The sequence below is a fragment of the Drancourtella sp. An57 genome (assembly GCF_002161525.1).
Classification (GTDB): Bacteria; Bacillota; Clostridia; order Lachnospirales; family Lachnospiraceae; genus Sellimonas; species Sellimonas catena.
Genome location: NZ_NFHY01000007.1, coordinates 144,313 through 160,666, shown reverse-complemented (window position 1 = coordinate 160,666; position 16,354 = coordinate 144,313). Strand labels below are relative to the sequence as shown.

General features: G+C 46.7%; 15 protein-coding genes, 1 pseudogene and 1 riboswitch. Of the genes and pseudogenes, 3 read left to right on the top strand and 13 right to left on the bottom strand.

Annotation, left to right across the window (positions count from 1 at the left end):
• Positions 1-71 precede the first annotated feature (71 nt).
• Positions 72-464 (bottom strand): 30S ribosomal protein S9, encoded by a 393-nt coding sequence (gene rpsI / locus B5G11_RS07590; RefSeq protein ID WP_087168484.1) that lies wholly within the window; start codon positions 462-464, stop codon positions 72-74.
• 26 nt (positions 465-490) lie between these two features.
• A complete protein-coding gene (rplM, locus tag B5G11_RS07585; RefSeq protein ID WP_087168485.1) occupies positions 491-919 on the bottom strand; it encodes a 50S ribosomal protein L13 in 429 nt (142 codons plus the stop codon).
• Between the two features lie 303 nt (positions 920-1,222).
• Between rplM and B5G11_RS16700 the strand changes: the two are divergent.
• Together B5G11_RS16700 and B5G11_RS16695 are read left to right on the top strand one after the other, a co-directional pair.
• Positions 1,223-2,422, top strand: a pseudogene (locus B5G11_RS16700) (alpha-amylase family glycosyl hydrolase); the annotation flags it as partial.
• 54 nt (positions 2,423-2,476) lie between these two features.
• Positions 2,477-3,262, top strand: a complete 786-nt coding sequence (locus tag B5G11_RS16695; protein ID WP_343215486.1) for a Maf family protein — start codon at positions 2,477-2,479, stop codon at positions 3,260-3,262.
• Positions 3,263-3,394: 132 nt separating this feature from the next.
• Here B5G11_RS16695 and treC read toward each other — a convergent pair whose 3' ends face one another.
• Together treC and treP are read right to left on the bottom strand one after the other, a co-directional pair.
• Positions 3,395-5,062: an alpha,alpha-phosphotrehalase gene (gene treC / locus B5G11_RS07575; protein ID WP_242958973.1), complete on the bottom strand. Its 1,668-nt coding sequence runs from the start codon at positions 5,060-5,062 to the stop codon at positions 3,395-3,397.
• Between the two features lie 15 nt (positions 5,063-5,077).
• On the bottom strand, positions 5,078-7,057 hold the full coding sequence (treP, locus tag B5G11_RS07570) for a PTS system trehalose-specific EIIBC component (RefSeq protein WP_087168486.1): 1,980 nt from the start codon (positions 7,055-7,057) through the stop codon (positions 5,078-5,080).
• A gap of 164 nt (positions 7,058-7,221) precedes the next feature.
• On the opposite strand from treP, the gene treR reads away from it, so the two are divergent.
• Positions 7,222-7,947, top strand: a complete 726-nt coding sequence (treR, locus tag B5G11_RS07565; protein WP_087168487.1) for a trehalose operon repressor — start codon at positions 7,222-7,224, stop codon at positions 7,945-7,947.
• A gap of 73 nt (positions 7,948-8,020) precedes the next feature.
• On the opposite strand, the gene B5G11_RS16690 is transcribed toward treR, so the two are convergent.
• The 9 genes from B5G11_RS16690 to B5G11_RS07520 form a co-directional block, all read right to left on the bottom strand.
• Positions 8,021-9,463 carry a polysaccharide deacetylase family protein gene (locus tag B5G11_RS16690; RefSeq protein ID WP_087168488.1) on the bottom strand — a complete coding sequence of 481 codons (1,443 nt, stop codon included), beginning with the start codon at positions 9,461-9,463 and terminating at the stop codon, positions 8,021-8,023.
• Between the two features lie 434 nt (positions 9,464-9,897).
• On the bottom strand, positions 9,898-10,647 hold the full coding sequence (locus B5G11_RS07555) for an ABC transporter ATP-binding protein (RefSeq protein WP_087168489.1): 750 nt from the start codon (positions 10,645-10,647) through the stop codon (positions 9,898-9,900).
• Positions 10,648-10,659: 12 nt separating this feature from the next.
• A complete protein-coding gene (locus B5G11_RS07550; RefSeq protein WP_087252730.1) occupies positions 10,660-11,661 on the bottom strand; it encodes an ABC transporter substrate-binding protein in 1,002 nt (333 codons plus the stop codon).
• On the bottom strand, positions 11,662-12,435 hold the full coding sequence (locus B5G11_RS07545; protein WP_087252729.1) for an ABC transporter permease: 774 nt from the start codon (positions 12,433-12,435) through the stop codon (positions 11,662-11,664).
• Positions 12,404-12,700 carry a thiamine-binding protein gene (locus B5G11_RS07540; protein ID WP_087168492.1) on the bottom strand — a complete coding sequence of 99 codons (297 nt, stop codon included), beginning with the start codon at positions 12,698-12,700 and terminating at the stop codon, positions 12,404-12,406. Before B5G11_RS07540 ends, B5G11_RS07545 begins: the two co-directional genes overlap by 32 nt.
• Positions 12,701-12,835: 135 nt before the next feature.
• Positions 12,836-12,949, bottom strand: a riboswitch (TPP riboswitch).
• 104 nt (positions 12,950-13,053) lie between these two features.
• Positions 13,054-13,560: a flavin reductase family protein gene (locus B5G11_RS07535; RefSeq protein WP_087252728.1), complete on the bottom strand. Its 507-nt coding sequence runs from the start codon at positions 13,558-13,560 to the stop codon at positions 13,054-13,056.
• Between the two features lie 46 nt (positions 13,561-13,606).
• The gene (locus B5G11_RS07530; RefSeq protein ID WP_087252727.1) at positions 13,607-14,149 is read right to left on the bottom strand and encodes a transcription repressor NadR; all 543 of its coding nucleotides are present in this window, start codon (positions 14,147-14,149) and stop codon (positions 13,607-13,609) included.
• A gap of 30 nt (positions 14,150-14,179) precedes the next feature.
• Complete coding sequence (gene nadC / locus B5G11_RS07525; protein ID WP_087252726.1) at positions 14,180-15,034, bottom strand: carboxylating nicotinate-nucleotide diphosphorylase; 855 nt, start codon at positions 15,032-15,034, stop codon at positions 14,180-14,182.
• Positions 15,031-16,338, bottom strand: coding sequence for an L-aspartate oxidase (locus tag B5G11_RS07520; protein WP_087252725.1), 1,308 nt, complete (start codon positions 16,336-16,338; stop codon positions 15,031-15,033). Before B5G11_RS07520 ends, nadC begins: the two co-directional genes overlap by 4 nt.
• Positions 16,339-16,354 lie beyond the last annotated feature (16 nt).

Sequence of the window (16,354 nt, the reverse complement as noted above, 5' to 3'; positions counted from 1 at the left end):
TGTTTCCAGGGTTTGCCTGCAATTTCAATAACTCTTCGGTTATCTCTTGGGTAATCCCGATTAACGCTTGCTTAACGTTTGGAGAACTGTGGTGCTCTACGAGCTGCTTTGAGACCGTATTTCTTACGTTCTTTCATACGTGGATCACGTGTAAGGAATCCGTTTGCTTTTAATACTGGTCTGTATTCAGCGTCTGCCTCAAGTAATGCTCTTGAGATACCATGACGGATTGCACCAGCCTGTCCTGTATATCCGCCTCCGTGTACGTTTACTAAAACGTCAAATTTATCTGCTGTTTCTGTAGCAACGAGCGGCTGACGAACTACTACTTTTAATGTTTCAAGTCCGAAATACTCGTCGATATCTCTTTTATTGATTGTGATTTTACCTGTTCCCGGTACTAAATATACTCTTGCGATGGATTTTTTTCTTCTTCCTGTTCCATAGAATTTTGCACTAGCCACTGTAATTTCCTCCTCTCAACCTTTCCTTAAAATGTCAGCACTTCTGGTTTCTGAGCTGCATGAGCATGTTCTGGTCCAGCGTACACGTGAAGTTTCTTGATCATTGCTCTTCCTAAAGGTCCCTTCGGAAGCATTCCCTTAACAGCAAGCTCAATTACCTTTTCCGGTTTCTTTGCCATCATTTCTTTCAGAGTAGTCTCTTTCATTCCGCCAACATATTCGGAGTGGTTGTAGTAGATCTTCTGATCCATCTTCTTACCTGTTACTTTAACTTTGTCAGCGTTGATTACGATAACGTAATCTCCTGTATCTACGTGCGGTGTATAAACCGGTTTGTTTTTTCCTCTTAAAACATTTGCAATTCCAGAGCAAAGACGACCTAATGTCTGTCCTTCTGCATCAACTACATACCATTTTCTTTCAATCTTATCTGGATTAGCCATATAAGTCTTCATTGGTTGACCTCCTGTTTACAATCTCTATTTTCTTCTATAAACTCATGTATCTATTGGGAAATCAGTCCGCTCCGGGGCTTTGGTGCAAACTGTTTTCTTCTCACGCCATACTGCTTTATTATATTATGCTGCCTCTTCTGTGTCAACCTTTTTTTCACTTTTTTTCTTGATTTTTCGGCAGTTTCAGGTCCCGTTTTCTTTTCTGCGCAGGGACCCGTTGAATCTTATTTTTTGTCGTGCTAAACTGATACTATTCTTTTTCAAATAGAATAGCACAAACTAACAGAAATGAGGAGGCTTTTTATGTGGGCTTATCATAGTATTTTTTATCAGATCTATCCAATCGGGTTCTGCGGTGCACCGGTGCACAACGATGGCCAGACCGTTCCCCGTATCCGCAAACTGCTCGACTGGACAGATTATCTTTCGGATCTTGGAGTGGACTCTATTCTTCTGAATCCGATTTTTGAGTCCGATAATCATGGATATGATACAAGAGATTTCCGTAAACTTGACTGCCGGCTTGGCACCAACGATGATTTTGTCGAAGTCTGCCAGGCGCTCCACAGCCACGGAATCCGTGTGGTACTGGACGGAGTATTCAACCATGTCGGCCGCGGTTTCTGGGCATTTCGCGATGTTCAGGAAAAGAAATGGGATTCTCCTTATAAAGACTGGTTCTATATTAATTTTGACGGGGACAGCGGATATCATGACGGCTTCTGGTACGAAGGCTGGGAAGGGCACTACGAACTGGTCAAACTGAATCTTCAAAATCCTGCCGTTGTGGACTATCTTCTGGACTGCATCAAATACTGGATTGACACCTTCGACATCGATGGGCTGCGCCTGGACGTGGCTTACAGCCTGGATCACAATTTTATGCGGCGGCTCCGGAGCTTTGTTTCCGGCATCAAACCGGATTTTGCCTTGATCGGCGAAGTTTTATTCGGAGACTACAATCAGATCGTCAACGATGACATGCTGCACAGCTGCACCAATTATGAATGTTACAAAGGACTTTTTTCCAGTTTCAATGATATGAATCTGTTTGAGATTGCCCATTCTCTGAATCGGCAGTTCGGCCCGGAACAATGGTGTATTTACCGAGGCAAGCATCTCATGACCTTTGTGGACAACCACGATGTCACGCGAATTGCCAGCATTTTGAAACAGAAAGAACATCTGTATCCGGTCTACGGCACGCTGATGACTATGCCGGGAATTCCATGTATCTATTATGGAAGTGAGTGGGGCGAGGAAGGCGTGAAAGCGCCGGACAATGATTACGCACTCCGTCCTTGCTTTGACGCTCCAAAACCAAACGAACTGACTTCCTATATTAAAAAGCTGATTTCGTTCCGCCAGAAAAGCGATGCACTCTGCAACGGTTCCTATCGAAATGTAATGATTACCAACCGCCAGCTTATTTTCGAGCGCAGGACTGACCGGGAACAGATTTTTGTTGCCATCAATGCTGAAGGAACCGAATTTACAGCAAATCACGGCGAACTGCAGGGCGAGGTCCGCGATCTTGCAGCAGACACACGCTTTACAATGAACGGACAGCTGACCATGAAGCCATACAGCGTACAGATTCTCGTATTTGATCCGGATTCCCACCCGGAATACGATACAGTAACTCAGAAAGAAGCGGAACAAAAAGGGGAAGAAAGAAACATCGAATGTAAAACCGCTGAATCTTATGCTTCTTCCGATTGCACAGCGCAAAACACAACGCTGTCCCTTGCCGACCTTACCGTCGTCCTCGGATCCGCATCCCCAAGACGCACCGAGCTTCTGACCCAGGCCGGAATCCCGCATGTGGTCTGTCCTTCCTCCTGCGAAGAGCACATCACCAGCTCCCGCCCGGAAGACGTTGTGCAGGAACTTGCAGAACAAAAAGCCCAGAACGTCTACACAGACCGGCTTGCCTCCCATCCAGGAGAACCATTTCTTGTGATCGGCTCCGATACGGTCGTATCAAACAACGGAAAGATTCTCGGAAAACCATCCGGCGAAGAAGAAGCACGACACATGATCCAGTCTCTGCAGGATCATACCCATCAAGTCTACACCGGCGTCAGCCTTATCTTCCATGACGGTGCAGACACAAAGACAAATACCTTCTTTGAAAAAAGCGATGTGGACGTCTATCCAATGACAAACACTGAAATTGCTTCCTATCTCGCCACCGGCGAACCATACGATAAAGCCGGCGCATACGGAATCCAGGGCGCATTCGCCATCTACGTCCGCGGCATACACGGAGACTACAACACCATCGTCGGCCTCCCGATCGCACGGATCTATCAAGAACTCAAAAAATGGATACGGTTTTAAATTTTGACTATTATCGGGGACGTGTTCCGGTGCACCGGAACACGTCCCCGATGAACGTAAAACCTCCGCCAGCCCAGTAATTCCAAGGGCTGGCGGAGGTTTGTTGATTTTTTCACAGGTACACGACGTGGGCTATTTTTTGTACCAGATCATGCTTTCGTACGGGCGTAGTGTCCATTTTCCTGTTTCCGGCATGGCTGCATCTTTGTAGTTTCCGAGGATGCACTGGTATCCTGTGAGATCCATATCTGTCTTCCATTCGGTTTCTTTTCCGTAGAAGTTATTAACGACGATCATATTTTCGTTCTGATAGTGTCGTTTATAGGCGAATACTGACGGATGTTCCTGGGCGAGTGGTGTAATGTCGCCATAAGCTACTACGTCCAGTTCTTTCCGAATCCGGATCAGTTTCTGGTAGTAGTGGAAGATGGAGTCTTCATCTTCCAGCTGCTGTTTTGCATTAATTTCTGTGTAATTTGGTGTGACGCCGATCCATGGTTCTGTGGTTCCGTCAGTAAATCCGGCGTTTGGTGTATCATCCCACTGCATCGGTGTGCGTCCGTTATCCCTGGAATGAACCTGTATGATGCGGAATGCATCGGATGCCGAAAGGCCTTTATCCTGCAGGATGCGGTAGTGGTTGATGCTTTCTACGTCCCGGTATTGGGTGATATCGGTGAATTTGGCGTTGGTCATTCCGATTTCTTCTCCCTGGTACACGTATGGGGTTCCGCGGAGCATATGGATGATGGTTCCGAGCATTTTGGCGGATTCTTTCCAGTACCGGCCTTCGTCTCCGAAGCGGGATACGACTCTTGGCTGATCGTGATTACACCAGAAGACCGCATTCCATGCGTTATGCTGTTCCATTCCGGTCTGCCAGTCGAAGAGGATCTGTTTTAACTTTCCGAAATCGGCCGGTACGAGAACCCATTTTTCATTTCCCATAAAATCAACTTTTAGATGGTGGAAGCTGAATACCATGGAGAGTTCTCCGGTATCGGCCCCTGCGTACCGGAAGCAGTTTTCCATGGAAGTGCTGGACATTTCCCCAACAGTGATGATCTCCGTATCGGTTCCGAAAGTCATGTCATGGAGTTCTTTCAGGTATTTATGGATGTTTGGTCCATCTGTGTAAAATCTTCTTCCGTCTCCTTCGTAATCATCCTCAAAACGGTCTTTGCTGATCAGATTGACCACGTCAAAGCGGAATCCTTTGACTCCTTTTCTCATCCAGAAGAGGACTACCTTCTGGACTTCTTTTCGTACATTTTCGTTGTCCCAGTTGAGATCAGGCTGTGTTACATCGAACAGATGCAGGTAGTATTCATCAAACTTTTCTACATATTCCCATGCGCTTCCGCCGAATTTACTTTCCCAGTTGGTCGGTGGTTCCCCGTTTTCTTTCCCTTTTTTGAAGAAGAAGAAGTCTTTGTAATACGGATCTCCCTCCATTGCTTTTTGGAACCATTCATGGCGGCTGGATACGTGGTTGAATACCATATCAAACATCAGACGGATCCCTCGCTTGTCCGCTTTGCGGATCAGTTCTTCTACATCTTCCATCGTGCCGTAACGTGGATCGATATTGTAGTAATCTTCCACATCGTATCCATTATCGTTCTGCGGTGATACGAAGAACGGTGTCATCCAGATGTAATCGACTCCAAGTTCCTGAATGTAGTCCAGCTTCCGGATGACTCCTCTCAAATCCCCGAGGCCGTCTCCGTTGCTGTCATAAAATGATTTCGGATAAATCTGATATACCGTACTTTTCCTGAAATCTGTCGTTTTCATCATACTTTCCCTTCCTTTTTATTCAAACGAGATCACTGTTGTCTTTCCTGCCTCTGCCGTCTGTCCCGGCTTCATCTGAATATTCTTTGCACTTCCTTCTCCTGTCACAATCAGCATGGTGGTTGTTGGATGTCCTGCCGCCTTGATCTTCTCCGGATCAAACTGGATCAGCGGTGTGCCGCATTTGACATGATCTCCCTGAGCTACAAGAAGTTTGAATCCGTCTCCTCCCATGTCTACCGTATCGATGCCTACATGGATCAGAATCTCCATACCATTTGCAAGTGTCAGGCCGCATGCGTGTCCGGTCTCGGCCATTACGATGCTGACTTCCGCATCTGCCGGAGCTACCACTGTCGTGTCGGTCGGTTCAATAGCAACACCGTCTCCCATGATTTTCTGTGAAAACACATTGTCATCTACTTCTTCAATCGGAATCACGTTTCCGCTTAAAATTGCTTTGATTTCTGTAACCGGTTCTGACGGTGTTTCTTCTTTTGCTTCTGTTTCCAGAACCGCTTCTGCTTCCGGGGCTTCTGCCAAAACTTTTTCCCGAGCTTCTTTTTCCACGAGACCTCTGTCTTCTGCTGAAAGTTTCTTCATTCCTACGAAGAATGTCAGCAGGAACGGTACTACGATTGCTTCTGCCATGGCAAGCAGGAAAATCAGATAGAATTCCGGCTTGATGGAGATAATGCCCGGAAGTCCGCCGACACCGATACTCAGCGCCTGAACTCCGCATCCTACGGAGATCATAGCCGCAATTGCGGAACCGATCATACCGCAGATCAGCGGGAATCCGTATTTTAAGTTGACACCGAAGAGGGCCGGTTCTGTAACTCCGAGATAACAGGAGATACATGCCGGAACATTGACCTGCTGTGCCCTTTCATTTTTCTTCTGAATAATGGACATGGCCAGTACACTGGATCCCTGGGCGATGTTGGAAAGTGCGATCATCGGCCAGAGAATCGTGCCGTCATACGTGTTGACAAGCTGTGTATCGATAGCGTTTGTCATGTGGTGAAGTCCCGTCATGACAATCGGTGCGTACAGCAGTCCGAACAGCCCTGCAAACAGCCATCCGAAATTGGACATCAGGCCGCCGTAAACGACATCTGCGATGGCATTCCCGATTGTCCAGCCGATCGGTCCTACTACAGTGTGGGCAATAATTACTGCCGGAACGAGAGAACAGAACGGTACAACAATCATACTGATGACTTCCGGACAATGTTTCTTAAAAAACTTTTCCAGATAAACAAGTACAAAGCCTGCCATCATGGCCGCAATGACCTGTCCCTGGTAACCAATCATCTCTACCTTTGCGAATCCGAAATCCCATACCGGAATCTCACTTGCCGGAGTGTCCGCTACGCTGAATCCATTTAACAGCTGGGAAGATACCAGAGTAAGTCCAAGGATAATACCAAGGATCTGTGTCGTACCCATCTTCTTTGTGATGGACCACACAATACCAACCGGCAGCAGATGGAAAACGGCTTCGCCGATCAGCCACAGAAAGTTGTAAGTTCCTTCCCAGAACTGATACATATCCGCAAGACTCTTTGTTCCATTTTCAAAAAAATTGATCTCTCCGATAATATTCCGGAATCCGAGAATCAAACCTCCGCAGATCAGGGCCGGGATCAGCGGGGCAAAGATCTCGCCAAGCGCTCCCATAATCTTCTGCACCACATTCTGATTTGTCTTGGCCGCCGCTTTTGCCGCTTCCTTGCTGACTCCTTCGATGCCTGCGTAGGAAGTGAACTCGTTGTAAAATACGGACACATCATTTCCTATAATTACCTGATACTGCCCTGCCTGTGTGAATGTTCCTTTTACTGCCGGAATCTCTTCAATGGCCTTCTCATCCGCTTTCTTCGGATCCACGAGTACGAAACGCATTCTCGTCATACAATGGGAAACAGCCTGGATGTTTTCTTTGCCGCCGATCAGCTTTAAGAGCTGCTTCACGTCATTTTCGTATTTCGCCATGGTTCTCTCTCCTTTTCTTTTTATTACGAACTTGTTTGAACAACTTGAATGTAGCATACTTGTTTAAACATGTCAATCGTTTTTTTATAACTCTCTCTTGATTTCTGCATCTCTTCTCTTTATACTGTAACTAAGATGTTTAAACAAGAAAGGAAGTGCTCCATTTGCCAAAAGCGAAATACGATATGATTTACCATGACCTGAAACAGAAAATTGAAGACGAGACCTATCCTTATCAGGAGCTTCTCCCTTCTGAGCACATTCTTGTCAAAACATACGGCTGTTCCCGCAACACTGTCCGCCGTGCCCTGGCCGAACTGACTTCTGACGGATATGTTCAACCCATGCACGGGAAAGGTGTCCGCAACATTTTTCAGCCTGTGGAACAGGCTGCCTTTACAGTGGGCGGGATTGAATCCTTTCAGGAATCCGCTCTCCGGAACAACAAAGTTCCTTTCACACGGATTCTTCAGTTTTCCGAGCTTTCCGCCGATAAAAAAATCGCCAAAAAAACAGGATTTGCTTTCGGGACACCGCTTTACTACATACAGAGGCTGCGTTATCTGGATGGAATTCCTCTGATCCTTGACCACAATTATTTCAATGCCGAACAAATAAAAGGTCTGACCCCGGAGATTGCCCGTCATTCCGTCTATGCTTATCTGGAAAATGAACTTGGAATGACCATCGCAACAAGCAAGCGTACCATGACTGTGGAACATATGACTCAGGTGGATGAAACCTATCTGGATCTGAAAGACTATAACTGTCTTGCCGTTATTACCAATCAGACCTATGATGACAACGGTATTCAGTTTGAATACACGCAGTCGCGGCACCGCCCGGATTATTTCCAGTTCCAGGATGTTGCGGCAAGAAAGAAAAAATAAAGCCATCCGGATTTCCTTGTTTCCGGATGGCTTTGTCCTCTGGCTTTGCTTTTGATACATTTCTTACTTTTATTCAGTTATTCACATGATGATGCGGAGCATAGGAATCTATCGTCAGACCCTTGAACGCATATCCAAGTTTACGGTAATGTTCAATAATTTTCGGGAGCGCTTTTACTGTCGTATCCTTTGCATCAGTATCATGCATCAGGATATTGATATGCTTTGCGCAGGATGATGTTGCTTCCGCGACAAGCTTTTCTTCCGGGACATTATTTCCGCTGGCATCCGTAGAATCACAGTTCCAGTCAAAATACTGATATCCTTTTTCCTGAACCGCTTTTGTCAGTCTCGTCATCAGCCCCGGTACATACTTTTTACTGATGGTATTACTTGAACCTCCCGGGAACCGGATCAGGCAGGACTTCTCTCCGGTGACATTTTCCACCATATCGGATATTTCCTGAAGATCTTTAAAATAATTTTCTTCCGATGCGTAGACTGAAGCATAGTCATGCGTATATGTATGAAGACCGATGGAATGTCCCTTCTCATAAGCAAGACGGATCAGATCATTCTTTTTCTGATTATTTCCGGTAACAAAGAAAGTTCCTTTTACTTTATACTGTTCAAGAATATCAAGAATTTTCTTCGTATTATCCGATGGTCCGTCATCAAATGTAAGATAAACGATCTTCTCATCCCACTCCGGATTTGCTTCCACCGTAATATTCTGCACGATTTCCTCCTGATTTCCGGAACGGTCTTTTGCAGTATAAACCGCCTGATAAGATCCAGGCACGGCAAGATCTACATTTTCAGAATGAATCTCCAGGGATGGTGACGGATCCATATCATCTGTCACAGTTACCCCCTGAGAGAAATCCAGTACCTTTCCCTGCTTCACCGTCAAATCCTGTACTCCCTGTATTTCCGGCTTTTGCGTATCTTTTTTTCTTGTCAGCACCGCGTCTTTGACCGTCTGATTGCCGCTCGCATCTTCTGCCAGGATCTCCACCGTGTAATTTCCTTCTTCATTCCAGCTTCCTTCCTCCGCAAAACGGACCGTTACATCAGAAAGGTCTTCCGTCTTTTCCACAAACATCTCCGGTTTGATTTCTTCTGTCATGTCAGTGGTATAATCCTTTACTTCCAGATCCGGCGGAGTCGTATCTCTCACCTTTACTACCGCTTTTTCACTGTGGTTTCGCCAGGTATAAACAATCGGATAATCTCCTTCTTTCGATATATCAACACTGGATTTTACAGAAACCTCCTCCGGTTTTCCAAACCATACCTTTTTTATCTGGTCCATCGGATCAAATGCCTCTCCCATCTCATGTTCGATCACACCGCCTTTCAGCTTCAGTGGATGTGTGAAGGTATATAAAAATCCTCCTGCGCCGGCTAACACAAGCAGTATCAGAACCGTCAGGCCTATTCTTATAAATAACTGCCGTTTTCTTTCTTCTTTTACGTTGCTTCTCTTTCTGTGTTCTTTCATAACTTTTCTCATGCTTTTTGTATCCTTATCTTATGTTGTCGCTTTTTGTAGTCATCAGAATAGCACCCCCTCCCACCATAGTCAATGAATCATTTTTTAAGATTTCTTAAAATTTATTTATTATATTCATATTTGTATTTAATTTAATAAACTTTCTCTCTATATTACTTGTTTGTTACATAATTATTAATATTTATCTTCAATTTAAGAACATAAAAGGCTGTATCTGCCTGACAGACACAGCCTTTCTGCTCCTCATGATTCTAATGCCTTTATCCTTTGATATGGAATGCGTCAAATCCCGGATATACCGCATAACGGGACGGATCCTTGTCACGAAGTGCCAGAGCTTCAAATTCACCAGTGGAAGCCCCGCCTTGGTCACTGTATGAAATTCTTCGTTTACTTATCTTTTTCTGTCCTATACAAAAAAAGAACCAGAGGAACTACTCCTCTGATTCTTCAATCTTTTCCAGTATTCGTTTTTTATAGGAAAGAAACTCTTCTGTCAGCTGAAAATCGTTTCTTCTTGGTTTTGGTTCTTCAATGCGGATCTCATCGATGATATGTCCCGGTTTCCCGCCGAGGATATAAATCCGGTCCGACAGAAGCACCGCCTCATCAATATCATGGGTGATAAATACGGTAGACAGATGAATCTGCTCCATCACATCCAGATACCACCGGTGCATGGACCGTTTTGTCAGCGTATCCAGCGCGGAAAACGGTTCATCCAAAAGAGCCAGTCTGTCTGAAAACAGATAAGTCCGAAGAAGCGCCGCCCGCTGCCTCATTCCTCCGGAAAGCTGTGCTGGATATTTTTTCTCAGTCCCGGCAAGTCCGAATTCTTCAAAATACGGGGCCGCTTTCTTTCTTGCTTCTTTCTTCTTCATGCCGCCAATCACAAGGGGAAGGGCAACATTATCCTCCACCGTGCGGTACGGCAGAAGCAGATCTTTCTGAAGCATGTAGCTGACATTGCCCGGCTTTCCCGTGATCTCCTCCCCGTCCAGAAACACCTGTCCCCGGTCCGGCTTCAGCAGTCCGGAAATCACATTAAACAGCGTCGTTTTTCCGCCTCCGCTGACACCAAGAAGGCTCACCAGCTCCCTGTCATGGATCTCGATGGAGATATCCTCAATAATTGTCCTTCCATCAAAGGATTTTGTCACACCTGACACTACTAAATCTGCCATCTTTCCTCCTTGCTACTCCGGAAGATATTCGTTGGAAAATCCGGTATTTTCCGGAATTTCGTTCTCGGTAAGTCCATTCTCATTCAGCCAGTTGTAAAACAGATTCCAGCGGTCCGGATCGATATAGCCCCATCTGTCCGCATCTGCGATATACTGATCTTTCAGATATTCCTGGCTTGCCTTTACAAACTCCTGATCAAGTTCCGGTGCTGCCTCGCACAGAATCTCCGCCGCTCCATCCGGATCTTCGATCGCATCTTCATATCCTTTCTTCACCGCACTCAGGAATTTCTTCGCGGTCTCCGGCTCTTTTTCCAGAAACTCGTTATTTCCAATAATTACCGGCGTATAATAGTCAAATGCCGGGTTGATATCCTTAAAAGCGAAATAATCGGTTTCCAGTCCTGCAACTTCCGTTGCCACACCTGCCCAGGCATAGAAAATCCAGATGGCATCCACGGATTTGGATTCCAGAGCGGACACTTCGTCCGTCACGGTACTTGGAATCAGCTCAACTTTACTGAAATCACCGCCGTCTGCCTCCACAACATTTTCCATCATTGCTTTCTCGATCGGAGCGTCCCAGGTGGCATATTTCTTTCCCTCCAGGCCTTTCGGAGTATCCATCCCTTCGCCCTTTCTGGAAATAATGCCTGATGTATTGTGCTGGACAACCGCTGCCACCGCTGTCGTCGGAAGTGCATCTTCCCCTACAACACCCGGCGCCATCGTATCCTGGAAGGAAATCCCGAACTGAGCCTTTCCCGAAGCAACCAGCGCATCCGCGCCATCCTCCGGCGGCTGTACAATTTCCACTTCCAGACCTTCATCCTCAAAATATCCTTTTTCCTGCGCCACATAAAGGCCGGTATGGTTGGTATTCGGCGTCCAGTCGAGCACGAACGTAATCTTTTCTTTCTCATTTTCCCCCTGCGAGGTTTCACCAGAACCACAGGCAGCCAGGGAGAGCGCCATACATCCTGCGGTTAATACTGCAACAATTTTCTTTTTCATCTAATGTTTCTCCTCCGTCTGTTCCCAGGCCATGCACTTTTTCTGCAGCAAATCTACCAGCTTCATCAAAACAAGGCTGATTACCGAGATCAGCAGGATAACCGCAAACATTTTATCAAATGCAAATGCCTTTTTTACCCTTGTCATATACACGCCAAGACCGTTAAATCCTCCGAGCCACTCGGAAATCACTGCTCCTACCACTGAATAGGACGCCGAAATCCTTAGGCTTGAAAAAAACTGGCCCATGGCTCCCGGAAGCTTGATATACCGGAAAATCTGAACTCTTCCCGCTCCCATGGAACGCAGAAGATTGATCATGTCCCGGTCCGCCGACCGGAATCCGTTCAGAAGTCCCACCGTCACCGGGAAAAAGGTCACAATGACAATCAGAATCACCTTTGGAAGCATCTCATATCCAAACCACAGCACAAGAAGCGGGGCAATAGCTACCGTTGGAATCGTCTGGGTAACGACAATCAGCGGGTAGAGAGCCTGATACAGCCGGTCAAACCGGTCCATGATGACTGCCATCACAAAGCCCAGAACCACCCCGCAGAACAGACCGAGAAATGCCTCTGCAAGCGTCACTTTCGCATGTTCCATCAAAAGTGGAAAGTCAGTGATTAAAGCCTGTACCACCTCCACCGGCGACGGCAGCATATATCCCGGCACCAGGCCGGTCGAAGCTGCCACCTGCCATATGCCGATGATGACCACAAGGGCCGCAGCGGACCAGAGCCTACTCGTGATGCTTTGAAACTTTCTTTTCAATGGACAGAACGTCTCCTTCCGGTCTGTAGCTGACTTTGATATACGCTGCTACATGCGGCGCACCTGCACGCACAGCAATGTGCTGACATTCTTTTACAATGTCCATCAGCTCATCATAATCACCCTCGATTGTTGTCTCGAAAGGTCCCACGTAACAGTTCAGGCCTGTACTTTTAATATAGGCAATTACCTCGTCTACAATACGGATCAGTTCCTCATCGTTTGCCGCGTCCGGTAAGGACTGGATTGCTACACTTGCATTCATTTTCTCTTTCCTCCTGTAAATTTATCATAATAAAACAAAGTGGGTAAATCACAAAAAAACTCTGCCGGAACGCCTCCGGCAGAGATATCTTATCGTCCATGGGTACGAGACTGGTCTTTTCGTCCATGCAGTACTCCACTTCTGCAATATGCTCCCTACGCCGGTATGATCCGGATCAGGTATGAGGGTAAAAGACGCATGCCGGTCCTACTCTCAGCCGGACTGTCTCCGGCTCCCCTTTGTCCTGTATTAGTCTACGACACCTTTCTGCCTGTTGTCAAGAATTTCCTTTTTTGGGGACGTGTTCCGATGCATCGGAACACGTCCCCAATGATATGATTAATAAACACTTTTTATTCTTTTATATAAATCTTTTCTATTGATCCGATGTACATGGTATGGTAATCGCGGTCGGAGTACCATTTGGTGTCATTTTCTTTGACATCGAATCCTTCCGGACTCATGAATTGATGGTACTGTTTTTTGCAGAGGATGATGAGTTTTGCCTCTTCGAATGCTGCGGTTCCTTCTACGTTCACTGGTGTGAGTCCGGCTTCTTTGATTTTGTCCCGGTCTCTTCCGGATACGGTTCCGCATAAATTCAGGGCTTTCCGGTATGTTTCATCAAAAAATGTGATGGTGAAGTATTCTCCCTGATCGACAAATTCTTTTGTGTACCGGGTCTGGCGGATGTAGGCTGTAACTGATGGTTTTCCCCAGATTACACCCATGCCTCCCCAGCTTGCTGTCATTGTATTGCAGTGTGTTTCATCTCCTGCTGTAATCAGCATCCATTCTTTTCCGATGGCGGTAAATGGATTCACATTCAGTTCTTCCGGTTTGATTTCTTTCCATCCCATGGCAGTGTTCCCCTTTCTTTTCTTTCAATATTTCTATGATACGCTATCATACCATTTCTTCTTTTCGTCCGTCTACAGTCTCCTGCTCATCCAGGAAATGTTTCTTTCTCAGTTCTTCTTCGATGGCATCGAGGATTTCTTCGCTTTCGGCGCTGATGGTGTGAAAATGACTTCCGCTTGTAATGTTTTTCAGCGGACTGGACTGCCCGGCTTTGATGTCTTCTACAAAATCCATCACCTGTTTTCTTGTCCGGATGCCAAGTTCGGCCCGCAGGGTTCCGTACACGTTATGGCTGATAAATACATCTTCCGCAGTCCCGCCGAAATCCACAATCGTATTCAGTTCTTCCATGATCTCATCGTCTGTATGTTTCACCCGGATGACTCTGCTGTCTCTGTGGCTTCCCTGGCAGATGTATCCCCGGCAGGTGGAAACGATCTCATTTCCGGCAGCCCGAAGTACCGCGATATCCTGCACAATCACCTGACGGCTTACTTCAAAGTTTCTGGCAAGCTGAGTTCCGGATACCGGGCTTTCACTTCCCTGAATCTCTTTTAAAATCTTCTGTCTGCGAACTTCTCCGTCCATGGCTTTTCATCCTTTCTCATCATCCTTCGCCTAGTCAACCGGATGCAGGTTTTTCAGCGAAATGTCCAGAATCGGAGCGGAATGGGTCAATGCTCCGCTGGAAATATAGTCTACACCTGCTGCCGCAAGCTGTGCAGCATTTTCTTTTGTCACGTTACCGGAACATTCTGTGCTTGCTCTGCCGTCAATATAATCAACTGCCTCTTTCATCATTTCCAGAGACATGTTGTCAAGCATGATAATATCAGCACCCGCTTCCACCGCTTCTTTTACCATCTCCAGAGTTTCCGTCTCCACCTCGATCTTCCGTACAAACGGTGCGTACTCCCTGGCCAGTTCCACTGCCTTTTTAACGCTGCCTGCCGCCCCGATATGATTATCTTTTAACAGTACGCCGTCGGAAAGATTGTACCGGTGATTATAGCCGCCTCCTGTGCGGACGGCGTATTTTTCAAAAATCCGCATGTTCGGCGTTGTCTTTCTTGTGTCAAGCAGTTTGGTCTTCGTTCCTTCCAGAAGTTTTGCCACACTTCTTGTATAGGTCGCGATTCCGCTCATTCTCTGAAGATAGTTTAAGGCCGTGCGCTCCCCGGAGAGCAGTACACGAATGTCTCCTGTCACAACTCCCATCTTCTGACCTTTTTTGACTTCATCTCCATCTTTTACAAACAGGGTGACCGTCGTAGATGGATCCAGCAGAGTAAATACTCTTTCAAACACCCAGAGCCCTGCAATGATACCGTCTTCTTTGCAGATCAGTTCTACTTCTCCTTCACGCCGTTCTCTCATCACCGCATTGGTAGTGATGTCCTCGCTTGTAATATCTTCCTCCAGTGCCTGCATGATCAGTTTATCTGCCACCAGTTTCATCGTAATCTCATTCATCTTGCTTTCCTTACCCTTTCTATCTCATCCAGCACTTCCTCCCGGTATATCTGTGGAAGTCTGTCTTTTTCCTTTTGAATCTGCGCCTCTGCCGCTTCTGCAAGTCCTGCCGTCTCTTCCCGGCTTGCATCGTTCTCCTCCCAGGTCTCCGTCAGATGTCTGGCTGCTCTCGCCCCGAACACCAGGCTTTCCAGAAGGGAATTGCTGGCAAGACGGTTTGCTCCGTGCACACCGTTACAGCTTGTCTCCCCTACTGCGTACAGATGCTCCATTGATGTCTTACTGTGTTTGTCGACATGAATTCCTCCCATGAAATAGTGTTGTGCCGGGACAACCGGAATCCAGTCTTTTGTCACATCGTATCCTTCTTCCAGACAGCGCTCATATATATGCGGGAAATGGCTTTTGATGACTTCTTCTCCCAGAACGGTCATATCCAGCCATACATACGGCGTCTGGTCTTTTTCCATCTGCTTTCTGATTTCCGCCGTAAGCAGATCCCTTGGAAGCACCTCATTTGCAAACCGTTTTCCATCCGCACCATAGAGCTTTGCTCCCTCTCCCCGCACGGATTCGGAAATCAAAAACCGCCGTCCCGGCTTTTTGGAATAAAGCGTCGTCGGATGAATCTGGATATAGTCAATGTGCTCCAGTTCGATATGATGACGCAGGGCAAGCGCCAGCGCGTCCCCGGTCAAATGCGGATAATTGGTCGAATGCTTATAAAGCCCTCCGATTCCGCCTGTTGCCAGAATCGTATACTCCGCCTCCAGGAAACAGTCTTCCCCGTCTTCCTTCGAAGCCACGACACCATAACACCGATTGTCCTTTTCCACCAGATCCAGCATCGTCACATGTTCCAGAATAGTCACATTACTTCTTGTCCGGACTGCTTTCAGAAGTTTGCTCGTAATCTCCTCCCCGGTAATATCCTCGTGAAACAGAATTCTCGGTTTGGAGTGGCATCCTTCCCTTGTATAATCGAATTCTCCGTCTTTTTTCGCAAAATCCACGCCGTAATCAACCAGTTCCCGGATCACGTCTCTGGAAGACCGGATCATAATATCCACGGATTCTACCCGGTTCTCATAATGCCCTGCTTTCAGTGTATCTTCCATGAAACTGTCGTAGTCCGTATCGTCTCTTAACACACAGATTCCGCCCTGTGCAAGAAAGGAATCGCTGTGCTCCACCTCATCCTTCGTGATCATCAGGACCTGTCTGTCTTCCGGCACATGGAGGGCAGCAAACAGTCCGCTCGCTCCGGTTCCTACGATCAAAATATCTGTCTGTATCGTTTTCATTTTACACACCCCTCTG